This is a genomic window from Phenylobacterium sp. Root1290 (assembly GCF_001425305.1).
In the GTDB taxonomy this organism is placed as follows: Bacteria; Pseudomonadota; Alphaproteobacteria; order Caulobacterales; family Caulobacteraceae; genus Phenylobacterium.
In genome coordinates this window covers 1,039,798-1,054,358 of record NZ_LMEE01000002.1, presented here as the reverse complement: position 1 = coordinate 1,054,358, position 14,561 = coordinate 1,039,798, and the positions used below count along the sequence as shown (strand labels likewise).

The 14,561-nt window shown below is 68.3% G+C and carries 17 protein-coding genes; 7 read left to right on the top strand and 10 right to left on the bottom strand.

Annotated elements, in window-relative coordinates; translation table 11 throughout:
* Positions 1 to 202 precede the first annotated feature (202 nt).
* From ASC79_RS14700 to ASC79_RS14690, 3 genes are all read right to left on the bottom strand, one after another.
* Positions 203 to 1,000 (bottom strand): enoyl-CoA hydratase/isomerase family protein, encoded by a 798-nt coding sequence (locus tag ASC79_RS14700; protein WP_056017833.1) that lies wholly within the window; start codon positions 998 to 1,000, stop codon positions 203 to 205.
* Between the two features lie 44 nt (positions 1,001 to 1,044).
* Positions 1,045 to 1,728, bottom strand: a complete 684-nt coding sequence (locus ASC79_RS14695) for a Fe2+-dependent dioxygenase (protein ID WP_056017827.1) — start codon at positions 1,726 to 1,728, stop codon at positions 1,045 to 1,047.
* Positions 1,729 to 1,820: 92 nt separating this feature from the next.
* Positions 1,821 to 4,121 (bottom strand): TonB-dependent siderophore receptor, encoded by a 2,301-nt coding sequence (locus ASC79_RS14690; protein WP_056017824.1) that lies wholly within the window; start codon positions 4,119 to 4,121, stop codon positions 1,821 to 1,823.
* Positions 4,122 to 4,348: 227 nt separating this feature from the next.
* Between ASC79_RS14690 and ASC79_RS21130 the strand changes: the two genes are divergently transcribed.
* Positions 4,349 to 4,513, top strand: coding sequence for a hypothetical protein (locus ASC79_RS21130; protein ID WP_156378275.1), 165 nt, complete (start codon positions 4,349 to 4,351; stop codon positions 4,511 to 4,513).
* Here ASC79_RS21130 and cysQ read toward each other — a convergent pair.
* Complete coding sequence (gene cysQ / locus ASC79_RS14685) at positions 4,510 to 5,274, bottom strand: 3'(2'),5'-bisphosphate nucleotidase CysQ (protein ID WP_056017819.1); 765 nt, start codon at positions 5,272 to 5,274, stop codon at positions 4,510 to 4,512. The two genes, ASC79_RS21130 and cysQ, sit on opposite strands and share 4 nt — an antisense overlap.
* A complete protein-coding gene (locus tag ASC79_RS14680; RefSeq protein WP_056017816.1) occupies positions 5,271 to 5,468 on the bottom strand; it encodes a DUF3553 domain-containing protein in 198 nt (65 codons plus the stop codon). Before ASC79_RS14680 ends, cysQ begins: the two co-directional genes overlap by 4 nt.
* A gap of 70 nt (positions 5,469 to 5,538) precedes the next feature.
* On the opposite strand from ASC79_RS14680, the gene chpT reads away from it, so the two are divergent.
* Complete coding sequence (gene chpT / locus ASC79_RS14675) at positions 5,539 to 6,225, top strand: histidine phosphotransferase ChpT (RefSeq protein WP_056018019.1); 687 nt, start codon at positions 5,539 to 5,541, stop codon at positions 6,223 to 6,225.
* Between the two features lie 49 nt (positions 6,226 to 6,274).
* On the opposite strand, the gene ASC79_RS14670 is transcribed toward chpT, so the two are convergent.
* Positions 6,275 to 6,703: a DUF805 domain-containing protein gene (locus tag ASC79_RS14670; protein WP_056017813.1), complete on the bottom strand. Its 429-nt coding sequence runs from the start codon at positions 6,701 to 6,703 to the stop codon at positions 6,275 to 6,277.
* Positions 6,704 to 6,789: 86 nt separating this feature from the next.
* Entirely contained in the window at positions 6,790 to 8,142 is a 1,353-nt protein-coding gene (locus ASC79_RS14665) for an amidohydrolase family protein (RefSeq protein WP_056017810.1), read from the bottom strand.
* A 74-nt stretch (positions 8,143 to 8,216) separates the two neighbouring features.
* On the opposite strand from ASC79_RS14665, the gene ASC79_RS14660 reads away from it, so the two are divergent.
* The 3 genes from ASC79_RS14660 to ASC79_RS14650 all read left to right on the top strand — a co-directional run bounded on the left by ASC79_RS14660 (position 8,217) and on the right by ASC79_RS14650 (position 10,430).
* Positions 8,217 to 8,603, top strand: coding sequence for a VOC family protein (locus ASC79_RS14660; RefSeq protein WP_056017807.1), 387 nt, complete (start codon positions 8,217 to 8,219; stop codon positions 8,601 to 8,603).
* Positions 8,604 to 8,669: 66 nt separating this feature from the next.
* Complete coding sequence (locus ASC79_RS14655; RefSeq protein ID WP_056017805.1) at positions 8,670 to 9,548, top strand: TauD/TfdA family dioxygenase; 879 nt, start codon at positions 8,670 to 8,672, stop codon at positions 9,546 to 9,548.
* Positions 9,549 to 9,611: 63 nt separating this feature from the next.
* Positions 9,612 to 10,430: an SDR family NAD(P)-dependent oxidoreductase gene (locus ASC79_RS14650; protein ID WP_056017802.1), complete on the top strand. Its 819-nt coding sequence runs from the start codon at positions 9,612 to 9,614 to the stop codon at positions 10,428 to 10,430.
* On the opposite strand, the gene ASC79_RS14645 is transcribed toward ASC79_RS14650, so the two are convergent.
* The gene (locus tag ASC79_RS14645; RefSeq protein ID WP_056017798.1) at positions 10,427 to 11,152 is read right to left on the bottom strand and encodes a glutathione binding-like protein; all 726 of its coding nucleotides are present in this window, start codon (positions 11,150 to 11,152) and stop codon (positions 10,427 to 10,429) included. The genes ASC79_RS14650 and ASC79_RS14645 overlap by 4 nt on opposite strands.
* 191 nt (positions 11,153 to 11,343) lie before the next feature.
* Here ASC79_RS14645 and ASC79_RS14640 point away from each other — a divergent pair, with 191 nt between their 5' ends.
* Entirely contained in the window at positions 11,344 to 11,709 is a 366-nt protein-coding gene (locus ASC79_RS14640; protein ID WP_056017794.1) for a PleD family two-component system response regulator, read from the top strand.
* Entirely contained in the window at positions 11,706 to 12,533 is an 828-nt protein-coding gene (locus ASC79_RS14635) for a protein-glutamate O-methyltransferase CheR (protein WP_056017791.1), read from the top strand. Before ASC79_RS14640 ends, ASC79_RS14635 begins: the two co-directional genes overlap by 4 nt.
* 109 nt (positions 12,534 to 12,642) lie before the next feature.
* Here the strand turns inward: ASC79_RS14635 and ASC79_RS14630 are convergent, their stop codons facing one another.
* Positions 12,643 to 12,780, bottom strand: coding sequence for an entericidin A/B family lipoprotein (locus ASC79_RS14630; protein WP_056017788.1), 138 nt, complete (start codon positions 12,778 to 12,780; stop codon positions 12,643 to 12,645).
* 42 nt (positions 12,781 to 12,822) lie between these two features.
* Positions 12,823 to 14,553, bottom strand: a complete 1,731-nt coding sequence (locus tag ASC79_RS14625; protein WP_056017785.1) for a sensor histidine kinase — start codon at positions 14,551 to 14,553, stop codon at positions 12,823 to 12,825.
* Between the last annotated feature and the right edge of the window lie 8 nt (positions 14,554 to 14,561).

Genomic DNA, 14,561 nt, shown 5'->3' with positions numbered 1-14,561 from the left:
CGTCGGCGTAGGCCGAGACGACGCGCGGCAGCAGCTTCTCGCGGGCGTAGGCGCGGGCGCTCTCCCACACCATCCGCTCTTCCTCGGTGAGGCGCGAGGCCAGGTCCAGCGGGTCTTCCCAGTTAAAGGTCTTCTGCTGGTCGCCAGTGTCGAGGGCCATGACGCGTTCTCCGAAAGATGACGCGCGCCTTATGACCTCATTTTACGTGCCCGTGTAGACGCCTTTGCGCTTCTCGCGGAACGAGGCGGCCGATTCCTTGACGTCGTTCACGGCGCGGCGGGCGTGGGCCAGGCCGACGGACTCGTACTTCACGGCGCTGACGAAGTCGGACTCCATGTTGGTCTGCAGCACCCGCTTGGCCATGCGGATGGCCAGCGGCGGCCACTGCGCCATCTGCTCGCCATAGGCGATCGCGTCGTCCAGCAGGGTCTCATGGGCGGTCAGGCGGTTCAGAAGGCCAAGCTTCAGCGCCTCGTCCGCCAGCACCATGCGGCTGGTGAAGATCAGGTCGGCGGCGCTGGCGTAGCCGACGATCCGCGGCAGCAGGAACGACAACCCCGAGTCCGGAGAGATCGCCCGCTCGGCGAAGGTGGTCTTGAAGCGCGCGTGCTCGGAGCCGATGCGCACGTCGCAGGCCAGGGCCCAGGCCATGCCGGCCCCGGCGCACACCCCGTTGATCGCGCCGATCAGCGGCTTGTCGAAGTCGCGCAGCAACCGCGCCCAGCGGCCCATCCAAGCCTCCTCGTCCAGGCGCTCGCTCTGCGGCGGGGGGCCGTCGCGCTCTGGCGCGGGGCCGGTCAAGTCGGCGCCCGAACAGAATCCGCGACCGGCTCCCGTCAGCACCAGGGCGCGGACAGCGTCGTCGTCACGCGCCGCGATCAGCCCCGCCTCCAGGTCGCGGCGCAGCTCGGCGGAGATGGCGTTCAGCTTCTCGGGGCGATTCAGGGTCAGCACCCCGACCTGACCGCGGATCTCGTAGGTGATGGTCTCGTAGGTCATGACGCCCTCCCGTTCGCGGAGGTCTGCGCCGCCGTTGTTCGCGGCTAGACCTCGGCCCACATGCGCAGCAGGTTGTGATAGGTCCCGGTCAGCGACACAAGCTCCGGCGCGCCGGCGCCGACCTTCAGCGACAGCTGCTGGATGGCGATGTCCATCTGGAACAGCAAAGCGCGGCGGGCGTCGTCGCGGATCATGCTCTGGATCCAGAAGAAGCTCGAGGTCCGCGCGCCGCGGGTGACCGGCGTGACCTGATGCAGGCTGGAGGCCGGGTAGAGGATCAGGTCCCCGGCCGGCAGCTTCACCTCATGGACGCCGTAGGTGTCCTCGACCAGCAGCTCGCCGCCGTCATAGTCCTCGGGCTCGGTCAGGAAGAGGGTGGCCGAAAGGTCGCTGCGGATGCGCACCGCGCCGTCGCGGCTCTGGCGGATCGAGTTGTCGACGTGGGTGGCGAAGGTCTGGCCGCCGCCATAGCGGTTGAACAGCGGCGGAAACACGGTCTGGGGCAGGGCGGCGGTCACGAACAGCGGGCTGCGCGACAGGGCGTCCAGGATCTTCTCGCCGGCGAACTGCGCGGCCTGCGATCCCTCCGGCAGCTGCGCGTTGCGCTTGGCCAGCGCCGACTGCGTGCCCGAGGTCGCATTGCCGTCGACCCACGGCGCGGCGTCGATCGCCTGGCGCAGCTCGGCTACCTGAGCCTTGGTCAGGACCTCGGGGATATGCAGCATCATCGGGCGGGACCTTAAGGCGAGATGGCCGGAAGACAAAAGGCCCCGCCCCGGGCGGGGCGGGGCCTTTCGGCGTCCGATCTCTGGTGCAGAGACTAGAAGCGGTAGTTGAGCGTCAGGATCGCCTGGCGGGCCGGACCGTAGTCGGCGTGGTGCACGCCGTTGGTCTGGGCGATGTAATCCTCGTCGGCGACGTTCTTGATGTTCAGCTGCAGGTCCAGGTTCTCGCGGATGCGGTAGGCCGCATACAGGTCGAACTTCCAGTATGACGGGGCGTAGATGCGGTTGCCGCCGCCGCCAGCGCCGCCCTGGTTGCCGCCGTAGCTGTCCGACGAATAGTAGGCGCCGCCGCCGAAGCTGAAGTGCTCGTTCAGGTCGTAGGTGGTGAACAGGCTGAAGGTGTGTTCGGGCGTGTTGGCCAGCTGGTCGCCCTGGTTGACGCTGTTGTAGGCGCCGCGGACCAGTTCGCTGTCCATGTAGGTATAGCCGCCGAACACCATCCAGGCCGGGGTGACGCGGCCGGTGACGCCGATTTCCAGGCCCTGGACCATGGTCTCGCCGACCTGGGCGTAGACGCCGTTCTCGATCAGGATCTGGGCGTTCTCGCGGGTCATGTGGAAGATCGCCGCGGAGGTCGAGAGGCGCTCGTTGAAGAACGCCCACTTCACGCCGACTTCGGCCGAAGTGATCTCTTCGGGGTCGAGCAGCACGTTGGCGAGGTTGCCCATGCCGGTGCCCGTGCCGGTGTTCTGGTCGCCGCCCGTGATGGTCGGCGGGGTCGAGGAGGTGCCGTACGAAGCGTACAGGCTGCCGTTCGCGACCGGCTTGTAGACCAGGCCGACCTGGTAGTTGGTGAACTGCCAGTCGCCCTTGCGCGGGGTGATGGTCGTGCCGGTGATCACGCCCTGGGCGCTGGTCGCCCCAACGTCGCGGCCCTTCACCGAATAGTCGTCGAAGCGGATGCCGACGTTCAGCAGCCACTTGTCGCCGAACGACATGGTGTCGAAGGCGTAGACGCCCATGGTGTTCGTGTAGTTCACCGACGGATCGGGGCGGGCGATGACGCCTTGCCACGGGTCGCTGGGGTTCGGCGCGTAGACGCGGGTGCAGTCGCCGACGCCGGCGGCGGTCGTCGCGCCGGTGAAGCCGGTCGGGCAGGCCGCGCCGGCGGTCGTGTAGATCACGTAGGAGGCGTTGCGGTTGGTCTCGCGCGACAGTTCCAGGCCCACGTCGTAGCTGTGCTCGATGCCGCCGGTTTGGAACTTGCCGTAGAAATCGGTGACGTTGGCGACGGTGACCGCCTCGTTCCAGCGGGACTTGGTGCCACGCTTCATCCACCACTCGCCGGCCACGAACTGCGCAGCGCCGCCGTCGCCCGGGTTGGTGACCACGTAGTCGTTCAGGGTCTTGGCCACGCGGAAGGCGTTGCGGAAGGTGATCGCCTCGTTGATGTCGTGCTCCGCGATCAGCGTGACGACGTCGGCTTCCGTCTTCTGGAAGTCGCGCGCCTTGAGGCCGTAGAACGAGTCACGCGGCACATCCAGGACGCCGCTGGCGGTGGTGCGCGGCGCGGTGGCGCCGCCCAGCTTGGTGTAGAGCGGCACGCCGTAGTCGGGCATGTCGTTGCGGGTCAGGTGATAGTAGCTGCCGGTCAGACGGGTGTCGGTGCCCAGGCCCACGGCGCCGCTGATCGCAGCGCCCCAGGCGTCGAAATCGACGCTGTCGCGGCCGGGGACGTCGCCCTGCGTGCCCATCACGTTGAAGCGGATCGCGCTGGTCTCGCCGACCGGCAAGTTGGCGTCGATGGTCCCCCGCAGGAAGCCGTCGGTGCCGGCGGCGGCGCTGGCGGCGATCGCCTGCTCCAGATTCGGACGCTTGGTGGTCAGGTTGATGGAGCCGCCGCCCGAGCCGCGGCCGTTGTAGGCGCTGTCCGGACCCTTGATGACTTCGACCTGCTCGAGGTTGAAGACCTCGCGAACCTGGCCGCCCGAGTCGCGGATGCCGTCGACGAAGATGTTGTTGCCCGAGGCCTGGCCGCGGATGAACGGACGGTCGGCCAGCGGCTGGCCGCCTTCACCGGCGCCGAAGGTGATGCCCGGCGAGGTGCGCAGCAGGTCGGCCAGCGAGGTGGCGGCGGTCTGGGTGATCACCGCCTGCGGGATCACGGTCACGCTGCGCGGGGTGTCCAGCAGCTGGGCGGTATATTTCGGGGAGCTCGGCTTCAGCGCCTGGTGGCCTTCGACCTGGACGCCCGACACTTCGGTCGCATTGTCGGCCGCTTCATCGGCCAGCGCCAGTTGCGGCGCCAGGGCCAGGCCGGCGACGCCGGCGACTGCAGCGGGAGTGAGCGCCTTGCGCGCATAGGCGCGAACGCCGCTAGTCCGTCGATTATTCATCGAATGCCCCGAGGCCAAATGTGCAAATGAAACTGCGAGGCGCTCTTAGTTAGGCGTATGGACCATGGCAATGCGAATTAGTCGCAAATAATTCTCTGTGGCCTGAAAGACGCACCTGCGGCCCTTGAAGCGTTCGTCGCGGTCATGACCGAGATTGTCGAATTCGCCTCGCAACCCGGCGCGGGTTTCGGCTGTTCCGCTAACATGGGTCTCGACAGGAACAGCCAGTGACCGAAGTCAGCGTCTTTCAAATCGTCCGGCCATTCGCCTGGATCGCGGCGACCGCCTTTGCGGTCGGCTTCGCCGGTTATGTGGCCGTCGGCCCGGCGGGCTCACTCCACGCGCCGGCGGCCCCCACCATGGCTGCGGCCTCGGCGGGGCAGAACGGCTAACCCTTGGCGACGAACCAGCCGTTGCGGAATCCCGCGTCGGCCTTGCCATAGCCCACGTCCTGGCCCTCGGGGGTCTTCACCTGTCCGCCCGCGGCCGCCAGCACGGCGTGACCGGCGGCGATGTCCCATTCCATGGTCGGCCCATGGCGCGGATAGATGTCCGCCGAACCCTCGGCGATGCGGCAGAACTTGATCGACGAATCCATCGGCTCGCGCAGGTCGAAGCCGTACTGCTCGGCCAGCTTCTGAGCGGTCTCTTCCTTCATGGTGTGGCTGATCAGCGCCACCGCCGCGCCCTGCGGCCAGGCGCGGGTGCGGACCACATGCGCCGCCGCTCCGGGGCTGCGCTTCATCGCCACGCCGCCCTGGGTGAACCAGGTCTCGCCGGTCGCCGGAGCGTTCACGGCCCCCGCCACCGGACGGCCGTCCTCGATCAGGCCGATGTTGACGGTGAAGTTCGGATCGCCGCGCACGAAGGCCTTGGTGCCGTCCACCGGATCGACCAGGAAGAAGCGCGGACCGATGGCGTCGGGGGTGCCGAACTCGCTGGCGTCCTCTTCCGAAATCACCGGGATGTCGGGGAAGGCGACGGAGAGCCGCTCCAGGATCAGAGCCTCGCCGCGGCGGTCGGCCTCGGTCACCGGGCTCTCGTCAGCCTTGGAAAACACCGTCAGGCCTGACTTCCACAGCGGCAGGATCAGCGCCGCGGCTTCTTCGCAGATCTCGGCCAGCACCTCGCCGACGTCGCGTTCGCGGCTCATCGGGCGCCTCGCGGGTCGTCGCCAAGAAACACCAGTGCGATCACGTCGCTGTCGATCACCTGTTTACCCGCATGCTCGAAGTTGACCGTCACCTTGCGTCCCGCGATCGATTGCACCTGGCCCACGCCCCAGTCTTCCTGGGTCGGGTGCCGGACCAGCGCACCGGGCTCAAGGAAGGGATCGGGACCGCCCATGGGTGGTTCTCTAGAGTGGAGCGGCGCGTTTGCCAAAGCGCCAAATCAGGACAAGTTCGCGAGCGTAATGATGGACGGCGTAGACACCCCCCAATCGACTCCTGAAACCGCGCCGGAAGCGAAGGCTCCGCCGCGCACCGCTGAGGTGGCGGCCTATCTGGCCGCGCGCATGTGTCACGACTTCATCAGCCCGGCGAGCGCCATCGTCTCGGGCCTGGATCTGCTGGACGATCCCAGCGCCCAGGACATGAAGGAAGACGCGATGAACCTGATCTCGGGTTCGGCGCGCAAGCTGGCCGACCTGCTGGCCTTCACCCGCGTGGCGTTCGGCGCCTCGGCCTCGGCCGAGACCTTCGACCCGCGCGAGCTGGAGCGGCTGGCCCAGGGCGTCTTCAACCACATGCGCGCGACGCTGGACTGGCAGGTCGAGGCGCCGAGCCTCAACAAGCCCGCGGCCCGTGTGCTGATGAACCTGGCCCAGATGGCCGGGGCGGCCCTGCCGACCGGCGGCGTGGCAAAGATCCGCGCGGTGGCCCAGGAAGCGACCATCGCCATCGCCGTCGAGGCGGTCGGGCCGCGCGCGCGTCTGCGCCCCGAGGTGTTGAGCGGCTTGCGTGGCGAGCCCCTGGCCGACGGCCTGCATGGCCATTGGGTCCAGGCCTACTACGTCCACCTGTTCATGGGCGACGCCGGCGGCCGGGTGTTCGCCGACGTGGCCGAGGAAAAGGTCACCTTCGCGGCGACGGTTCCGGCCTGACGGCGGCCGAGCGTCTGGTGAGGCGGCCAGCGCCTCACCAGATCGCAGATCAGGCCGCGACCGCCGAGACCCGACCCTTGGGATCGGGACCGTACTTGTTGGGGCCAGGCGTGCCGTCCAGCAGATAGAAGACGATCAGCACCAGCGCGCCCAGGAACGGGATCAGCCCCAGCAGCACCCACCAGGCCGTGCGGTTGGTGTCGTGCAGGCGCCGGAACGCTACGGCGATGCTGGGGATCAACAGGCCCAGCATCACCAAGCCGAAGACGCCATAAAGCGCCTTGGCCGGACCGTTCAGGACTGCGAACGGGTCCGCCGGGTCGGCCACGGCCGCCGTGGGGCCTGCGACGATCCCGATCAATACTGAGAAGACGATCTGGATTCCGATCAGGAACAGCCAGAACAGCCAGAACTCCATCCGGCGCGCGCGGCCGGAAAAATCCGCGTACTTGCGGAGCGGTTGGAACATCAAGTCCATCGTGCTCTCCGAAGCTAAGCTAGGCGTGACCCTAGCCTAACTGCGGGGCATGACAACTCCTGCGCGCGGCGCCGGGCCAGCTCGCGCTAGTTCGGCGGGAACGGCGCGCGCTGGCCGCCGACCTTGGCGAGGACGCCGCGGTGCATGACGAAGGTCGGGCGCTCCAGCTCCGTCACGTCGCTGAGCGGGCTCTTGGCGACGGCGATGATGTCGGCGTCCTTGCCGGCCTCCAGCGTGCCGATGCTGGCCGAGCGGCCCAGCAGGTCGGCGGCGTTGACGGTCGCCGACTTGATCGCCTCGGCCGGGCTCATGCCGACGCTGACCATCAGGGCGAACTCCTTGCCGTTGTCGCCGTGCGCCGAGACGCCGGTGTCGGTGCCGAAGGCGATCTTCACGCCCGCGGCGATGGCGCGCTTGTGGTTCTCCATTGCCGCCTTGGCCGCGATCTCGGCCTTTTCCAGCGAATTGCGCGAGCGCGCGCCGGCCCGAGCCTGATCCAGCGCGGTCTTCGGGGCCAGCATGGTCGGCACGAAATAGGCGCCGGTCTTCTTGAACAGGGCGTCGGTCTGCGGCGTGCCGAAGGTGCCGTGCTCGATCGAGTCGACCCCGGCGTTCAGCGCCCCGGCGATGCCGTCGGTGCCGTGGGCGTGGGCGGCGACCTTGCGGCCGAACATGTGCGCGGTCTCGACCACCGCCTTCATCTCGTCGTCGAACATCTGGGCGCCCAGGCCGCCGGCCACATTGGACAACACCCCGCCGGTGGCGGTGAACTTGATGACGTCCGCGCCCTGGCTGATCTGGCTGCGGACCGCGCGGCGGCAATCCTCGGCGCCGTTGCAGACGTTCTCGCCATGCTGGTGGGCGACCTCGGCGAGGTCGCGGTTGAGGTTGTTGGAGCCGTCGCCGTGGCCCGAGGTGACGGCGATCGCGCGGCCGGCCGCAACGATGGTCGGGCCGGTGATCAGGCCGCCGTTGATGCCGTCGCGCAGGGCCGTGACGCTGCGGATGTCGCTGCCCAGGTCGCGGATGGTGGTGAAGCCGGCCTCCAGGGTGCGGCGGGCGTTGTCGATCCCGATGACCATGTTGTCTTCGATGTCGCGGTTGGGGAACTCCATCCGCGAGCGGACCTTGTCGTCGTCGCTGAAGATGTGGACGTGGCTGTCGATCAACCCCGGCAACACGAACTGGTCGCGCAGGTCGACGACCTTGGCGCCGGCCTCGGGCTCGACGAAGCCGTCGCGCACCGCTTCGATCTTGCCGGCACGGATGATGAGGGTGGAGGCGCCGCGCGGCGCCTGGCCCGGCTTGTCCAGCAGCGCGCCGGCATGGATGACCGTGGCCGGCTGGGTCTGCGCGGCCGCCTGGCCCGCAACGCCCAAGCCAAGAACGATGGCGGCGCCAAGAATTTTTGCGGCGGTGGGCGCCGAGACTCTACGCATGGATACTCCCCCCAATAGATGGGCGGCACTCTAGCTTGGGCGCCGCTGCGGTCCAGAGCCCAATCGGAGGTCACATGACCCAAAGCCTCGCCCTTACGGCGCTCGTCGTCCGCGACTACGACGAAGCGATCGGCTTCTATGTGAAACAGCTTGGCTTCGAGCTGACCCGCGACGACGACATGGGCGGCGGCAAGCGCTGGGTGGTCGTCACCCCGCCCGGATCGCAGGGCGGGCTGCTGCTGGCCAAGGCGGCGGGCGAGGCCCAGGCCGCGCGGGTCGGCGACCAGACCGGCGGCCGGGTCGGCTTCTTCCTGCACACCGACGACTTCGCCGCCGATCACGCCCGGATGACCGCGGCGGGGGTAAAGTTTCTCGAGCCGCCGCGCCACGAGCCCTACGCGACCGTGGCGGTGTTCGAGGACCTCTATGGCAACCGGTGGGATTTGCTGCAGCCTAAGTGAGAGCTTCTGACTCGCGCTCGGGCCCCAGGCGTTGTTTGATCCCTCCAGCCAAGAGGAGATGGTCCGATGTCAGGCCTTACGATCCGCAAGGTAGCCGGCGCCCTGGGCGCCGAGATTTCCGGCGTCGATCTCGCCGGCGACCTGCCGGACGCCGTGATCGAGGAGATCCGCGCCGCCTTCATCCAGCATCAGGTGGTGTTCTTCCGGGGCCAGAACCTGACGCCCGAGGCTCAGCTCGCCTTCGGCCGCCGCTTCGGGCCGCTGAACATCCACCCCTATGTGGCCGGGATGCCGGGCCATCCCGAGCTCATGGAGATCGTCAAGGAGCCCGGCGACAAGGTGAACTTTGGCGGCGGCTGGCACTCCGACATGAGCTTCCTGGAGAACCCCTCCATCGGCTCGATCCTCTATGCGGTCGAAATCCCGGAGTGGGGCGGCGACACCCTGTTCGCCAGCCAGGCCGCCGCCTACGACGCGCTCTCGCCCGGCCTGAAGGCGACGCTGGAAACGCTCAACGCCGTCCATTCCGCCGGTCGCGAATACTCGTCGCAAGGCCACTCCGCCCAGAAGCGCCAGTCGATGAAGGTCGTCGAAGCCGAAGGCGCGGTCGGCGAGTTCATCCACCCGGTGGTCAAGGTCCATCCCGAGACCGGCCGCAAGGCGCTCTATGTGAACCCTGCCTTCACGATGCGGATCGACGGCTGGAGCAAGCGCGAGAGCAAGCCGCTGCTGGACTTCCTGTTCGAGCACTCGCGCTACGAGGCCTTCACCTGCCGGTTCGCGTGGACGGCCGGATCGGTCGCCTTCTGGGACAACCGCTCGGTCTGGCACTTCGCGCTCAACGATTATCCGGGACAGCGGCGGCATATGCGCCGGGTCACGGTCGACGCCTGGCCCGCCTCGGTGGGCAAGCCCGCTCTCCAGACTGCGGAGGGCGTTTCCTAAGCGGGGCCGGAACAGGTCCCGTATCTCAATAAAAACAAAGACATTTCATTAGGGAGATTTGAGATGAGCCAAGCCCGATTCAATCCGAACGGCTCGCTGAAGGGCCGCGTGGCCCTGGTGACCGGCGCCAGCCGCGGCATCGGCGAAGCGATCTGCGCGCGCCTGGCGCAGGAAGGCGCCAAGGTCGTCGCCTCGGCCCGCACCGCCGAGAGCGGCGAGAGCCGTCTGCCCGGCACGCTTCAGGACACCGTCGAGCGCATCGGCAAGGCGGGCGGCGAGGCGGCCTTCATCAAGGCCGACCTGGCCCAGGCCTCCGAACGCGAGCGGCTGGTCGAGGAGGCTAGCGCCCTCTACGGCCCGGTCGACATCCTGATCAACAACGCCGCCATCACCTATTTCATCCCGGTCGAAGAGTTCCCGGAGAAGCGCTTCAAGCTGATGATGGAGGTGCAGGTCTACGCCCCGTTCCACCTCTCGCAGCTCGTCATTCCGGGCATGCGCGACAAGGGCGCCGGCTGGATCGTCAACATCTCCTCGCCGGCCGGCATCCATCCCAAGCAGCCCTATGGGCCGGGCCGCGGCGGCACCGTCTATGGCATGTGCAAGGCCGCGCTGGAGCGGTTCTCGACCGGCCTGGCGTCTGAGGTCTTTGCCGACAACATCGCCGTCAACGTGGTCTCGCCGGGCCTTGTCGATACGCCCGGCGTCGCCGTCCACGGCCTGATCAACGAGGCCACCAAGAGCCGCGTGCAGCCGATCGAGTACATCGCCGAGGCGGTCTATCGCCTGGCCTCGGGCGACCCGCAGACGGTAACCGGCCGCGTCGCCTACGCCGAGCCGCTGCTCAAGGAGCTCGACGTCGAGCCCGCCGCGCTGATCTAGGAGGCGGGCGCCGGCCGGGCGCGCTGGTTGTAGAGCAACCCGCGCCGGCGCTCCTGCTCTTGCGGGGTGATCGACTTGGGGTCCTCGCCGGGATCGGCGACGACGGCCATGCCGCGCTGTACGGCCGGGCGGGCGCTGATCTCGTCGAACCAGCGCTTGAAGTACTTGAACTCGCCCATGTCGATGCCCTGCAGCTCCCAGCTTGCGGTCCAGGGATACGAGATCATGTCGGCGATGGAGTAGTCGTCGCCGGCGATGTAGCGGCGGTCGTAGAGCCGGTTGTTCAGCACGCCGTACAGCCGGTGGACTTCGTCGCCAAAGCGGCGCTGGGCGTAGGACTGGTCGCCGTGCTCGGGCGCCACCCGGCTGAAGTGGCCGCGCTCGCCGAACTTCGGCCCCTGGTTGGCCATCTGCCAGATCACCCACTGGATGACCTCGTACTTGCCGCGGGTGTCGGCGGGCAGGAAGCGCCCGGCCTTCTCCGCCAGATAGATCATGATCGCGCCGGACTCGAAGACGCTCAGCGGCGGGCCGCCGCCCTCCGGCTCATGGTCGACGATGGCCGGCATGCGGTTGTTGGGCGAGATGCCCAGGAAGCCGTCGGTGAACTGGTCGCCGCGTCCGATGTGCACCGGCACGATCCGATAGGGCAGGCCGAGTTCCTCAAGCAGTATGGTCACCTTCTTGCCGTTGGGCGTCGGCCAGTAGTGGACGTCGATCATCGCGGGCCTCTTGGGCTGGGTATGTCGGAACAGGTCGAGCAGGCAGCCTAGGCGCCGGCTGGCGGGCCTCAATCGACAAAATCTGAGTCTGTCCCCAGCTAGACCGGGGATCGCCGCGGGAATCTGGCCTGCGCCATACGGCTCCTTAACCAACGCAGCGCCAGAAACGCCACGAGGGAGGAGCGTCCGCGTTGAAGACCTGTCTCGTCGTTGACGACAGCCGCGTGATCCGCAAGGTCGCGCGCCGAATCCTGGAGGACATCGGCTTCGAGATCGCCGAGGCGTCCGACGGGCTGGAGGCGCTCGCCTGGTGTCGCGCGGCCATGCCCGACGCGATCCTGCTGGATTGGAACATGCCGGCGATGTCCGGGATCGAGTTCCTGCGGATCCTGCGCCAGGAGCCGGACGGCGAGCGGCCGACGGTGGTCTTCTGCACGGTCGAGAACAGTATCGAACGCATCCGCGAGGCGCTCGACAGCGGCGCCGACGAGTACATCATGAAGCCCTTCGACGGCGACATCATCACGGCGAAGTTCGCCGAGGTCGGCCTGGCATGAAGCTCGACGACCGTGAACTGGTCGCCCAGCTGTGCGCGGCGCGCGCGGGCGTGCGCGTCGATCCCGAGAAATCGTACCTGATCGAAAGCCGCCTGGGCCCGGTGGCCCGCCGCGAGGGCTTCGGCAGTCTCGCCGACATGCTGACCATCCTGCGCGAACGGCGCGAGGACAAGCTGGCCTGGTCGATCGTCGAGGCGATGGCTCAGTCCGAGAGCGCCTTCTTCCGCGATCGCGAGCCCTTCGCCCTGTTCCGGGACGAGGTGTTGCCGACGCTTGCGCATGCGCGCGGCGGCGAGCCGGTCCGCATCTGGTCGGCCGCCTGCGCCGCCGGCCAAGAAGTCTATTCCCTGGCGATGATCGTCGAGGACGAGCGCGGCCGACTGCCGGGCCTGAGGGTCGAACTGTTCGGCACCGACATCGGCGAGCGCCAGCTCGAGAAGGCCCAGAGCGGGATCTACACTCAGTTCGAGGTCCAGCGTGGTCTCCCGATCCGCCAGCTGGTCCGCCATTTCGAGCAATCGGACGACATGTGGCGGGTCTCGCCGCGCCTGCGTCAGATGATCCGCTGGCGGCGCGTCAACCTGGTCGCCGATCTCTCGACCGCCGGGCGGTTCGACGTGATCTTCTGCCGCTACGTGCTCTCGACCCTGGTCGAGCCGATGAAGGGGCGGCTGCTGATCAACCTGGCCCGGGCGCTCAGTCCGGAAGGCTACCTGTTCCTGGGCGACCAGGAGTCCGTGGCGGGCCTGACCGATGCCTTCCAGCCGGTCGCGGGGCGGCCAGGGCTCTATGCCCGCAATCCGGATTATCGCGTCGCGGCTTGAGCCGTGGCCCAGAAACGCAAAAACCGCCACCTCGGCGCGCCGCTGGGCGGCGTCCTGGTGACGGTCAGGGTTGCATCGTCACGGCGGCGCGAGGCCGCCGTGGAGAAGCTTACCTCTTGGCGTCTTCAGCCGTGTTGGTCACGGCGGTGCCGGCGGCCTTCACGTCCTTGCCGGCGCCCGAAACGGTGTTGCAGGCGGTGACGGACAGACTGGCGGCGAGCACTGCGAGGATCACAAGCTTACGCATGAGAGTATCTCTCCTTGATAGCGTCTAAGGCGCCATTAACGGTCAAGCCGCAGCCTGGTTCCCGCGTCGGGCGGCGCTTGCGCGGCGCGCGGCCTGATCCTCGATCGGCGTCGGGAAGATCAGGCGCGCGGTGATCCCGCCCTTCTCGTTGCGGGCCACTTCGGCCCTGCCGCGCAGCTGGCGGCCGAACGCGGTCATCAGGGTGCGGCCGACGCCGGATGTGGTCAGGGCGTCGGGCGGGGCGTCGCCGTCATCGCTGATTTCCAGCTCGGCCTCGTCGCCGCGAACGAGGAAGTTGACGCTCAAGGTCCCGCCGCGGCCGGCGAAGGCGTGCTTCTGGGCGTTGGTGACCGCCTCGACCGCGAACAGCGCCAGCGGGGCCAGCCGATCGGGGTCGATGACCAGGTCGTCGACATGGATCTCGGTGCGCACGCCGGGCCCGTGGCCGATGTCGGCGGCGATAAGCTGCGCGGTCAACTCCTCGAGGAAGGCGCGCAGGTCCACCCGCTTCAGATCGGGGCCCTGGTAGAGCGCGCGGTAGATGAGCGCCAGGGCGGTGATCCGCTGGCGGGTGTCGGACATCGCCGCCCGGGCCGCCGGGTCCGACAGCGCCCGCTGCTGCATGTTCAGCAGCGAGGAGATGACCTGCAGGTTGTTCTTCACCCGATGGTGAATCTCGCGCATCAGGTCGTCTTTCTGCGCCAGCGAGTCGCGCAGGGATGCGTCGCGCCCGACGATGGCGTCCGCCATATCCTCCAGAGTCTCGGCCAGGTCGCGGATCTCGGGCGGGGCCTGGTCAGCCTGGACAGGGCGCACCGTGAAGCGCCCACGGGCATAGAGCGCGGCGATGCGCTGCAGATAGGCGATCCAGCGGATCACCACCCGCTCGGTCACCACCGACACCGCCACCAGCGCCAGGATGAAGGTCAGGATCGGGAAGACGATGCTGGTCAGCGGGTTGAGCGTCGCCCACGAGAACAGACCGCCCGACCGCGCCGACAGGATCACGAACAGCTCGTCGCCGACCAGCGGCGCGGCCGAATAGACCCGGCGCTCGCCGCGCACGTCACGCGCGTACCAGACCATCGAGCCCTGCTCCAACGCCTGGGCCCGCCAGTCGGCCGGCAGGCTCGGGAAGGCCTCCTTGTCGGTGGCGTTGATATAGGCGCCGTCGCCGTCGGCCAGCGCGACTTCAGAATCTTCGGGCAATGAGCGGTCGGCGGTGCGGGGCGCGAGGCTCTCCAACGCGATCACCGCCACCAGTGCGCCGTCGAAGCCGACGCCCGGAGCCTCGGCCGGCACCGCGGCCAGCAGCGCCGGCACCGTGGCGTAGTTGGCGCCGGGTTCGCGCGTAATCACCAGGCTGTCGCCCTTGGCCAGGCTCTGGAACCATGGCCGGCTGGCCCGCTCCATGTCGGCCGGCACGTCGCCCGCCGCGCAGGCCACCCGGCCTCGGCGATCGAAGCGGATCAGGTTGTGATAGCCGGGGATGCGCTGGGTCACCTCGGCCAGCCGCTGGGCGCAGTTGAAGCCCACCGAACCGGGGGCCAGCGTCTCCAGCAGAATGTCGGCGGCCTCCATGCGCGCGCGCGCCGTGGCCGCGCTGCGTTCGGACGCGGCGGCCAGGTCTTCGCGCAACTGCACGCCTTCACGCCGGAACGTGATGGCCGATTGCAGGATTCCAAGGATGAGAACTGGCAACAGGGCGGCGGCCAGCGCCGCCGTCAGACGGACCCGGATTGTTGAGAACGATCCCCAGGGCGTGCCGTTCATCCTCCCGC

Bases quoted from the DNA above. Each gene is read 5' to 3' on its own strand.
- ASC79_RS14665 (WP_056017810.1), bottom strand. From the start codon at position 8,142: ATGCGTAGAGTCTCGGCGCCCACCGCCGCAAAAATTCTTGGCGCCGCC.
- ASC79_RS14700 (WP_056017833.1), bottom strand. From the start codon at position 1,000: ATGACCTACGAGACCATCACCTACGAGATCCGCGGTCAGGTCGGGGTG.
- ASC79_RS14680 (WP_056017816.1), bottom strand. From the start codon at position 5,468: ATGGGCGGTCCCGATCCCTTCCTTGAGCCCGGTGCGCTGGTCCGGCAC.
- ASC79_RS14635 (WP_056017791.1), top strand. From the start codon at position 11,706: ATGAAGCTCGACGACCGTGAACTGGTCGCCCAGCTGTGCGCGGCGCGC.
- ASC79_RS14690 (WP_056017824.1), bottom strand. From the start codon at position 4,121: ATGAATAATCGACGGACTAGCGGCGTTCGCGCCTATGCGCGCAAGGCG.
- ASC79_RS14655 (WP_056017805.1), top strand. From the start codon at position 8,670: ATGTCAGGCCTTACGATCCGCAAGGTAGCCGGCGCCCTGGGCGCCGAG.
- ASC79_RS14645 (WP_056017798.1), bottom strand. From the start codon at position 11,152: ATGATCGACGTCCACTACTGGCCGACGCCCAACGGCAAGAAGGTGACC.
- ASC79_RS14660 (WP_056017807.1), top strand. From the start codon at position 8,217: ATGACCCAAAGCCTCGCCCTTACGGCGCTCGTCGTCCGCGACTACGAC.
- ASC79_RS14650 (WP_056017802.1), top strand. From the start codon at position 9,612: ATGAGCCAAGCCCGATTCAATCCGAACGGCTCGCTGAAGGGCCGCGTG.
- cysQ (WP_056017819.1), bottom strand. From the start codon at position 5,274: ATGAGCCGCGAACGCGACGTCGGCGAGGTGCTGGCCGAGATCTGCGAA.
- ASC79_RS14625 (WP_056017785.1), bottom strand. From the start codon at position 14,553: ATGAACGGCACGCCCTGGGGATCGTTCTCAACAATCCGGGTCCGTCTG.
- ASC79_RS14670 (WP_056017813.1), bottom strand. From the start codon at position 6,703: ATGGACTTGATGTTCCAACCGCTCCGCAAGTACGCGGATTTTTCCGGC.
- ASC79_RS14695 (WP_056017827.1), bottom strand. From the start codon at position 1,728: ATGATGCTGCATATCCCCGAGGTCCTGACCAAGGCTCAGGTAGCCGAG.
- ASC79_RS14630 (WP_056017788.1), bottom strand. From the start codon at position 12,780: ATGCGTAAGCTTGTGATCCTCGCAGTGCTCGCCGCCAGTCTGTCCGTC.
- chpT (WP_056018019.1), top strand. From the start codon at position 5,539: ATGGACGGCGTAGACACCCCCCAATCGACTCCTGAAACCGCGCCGGAA.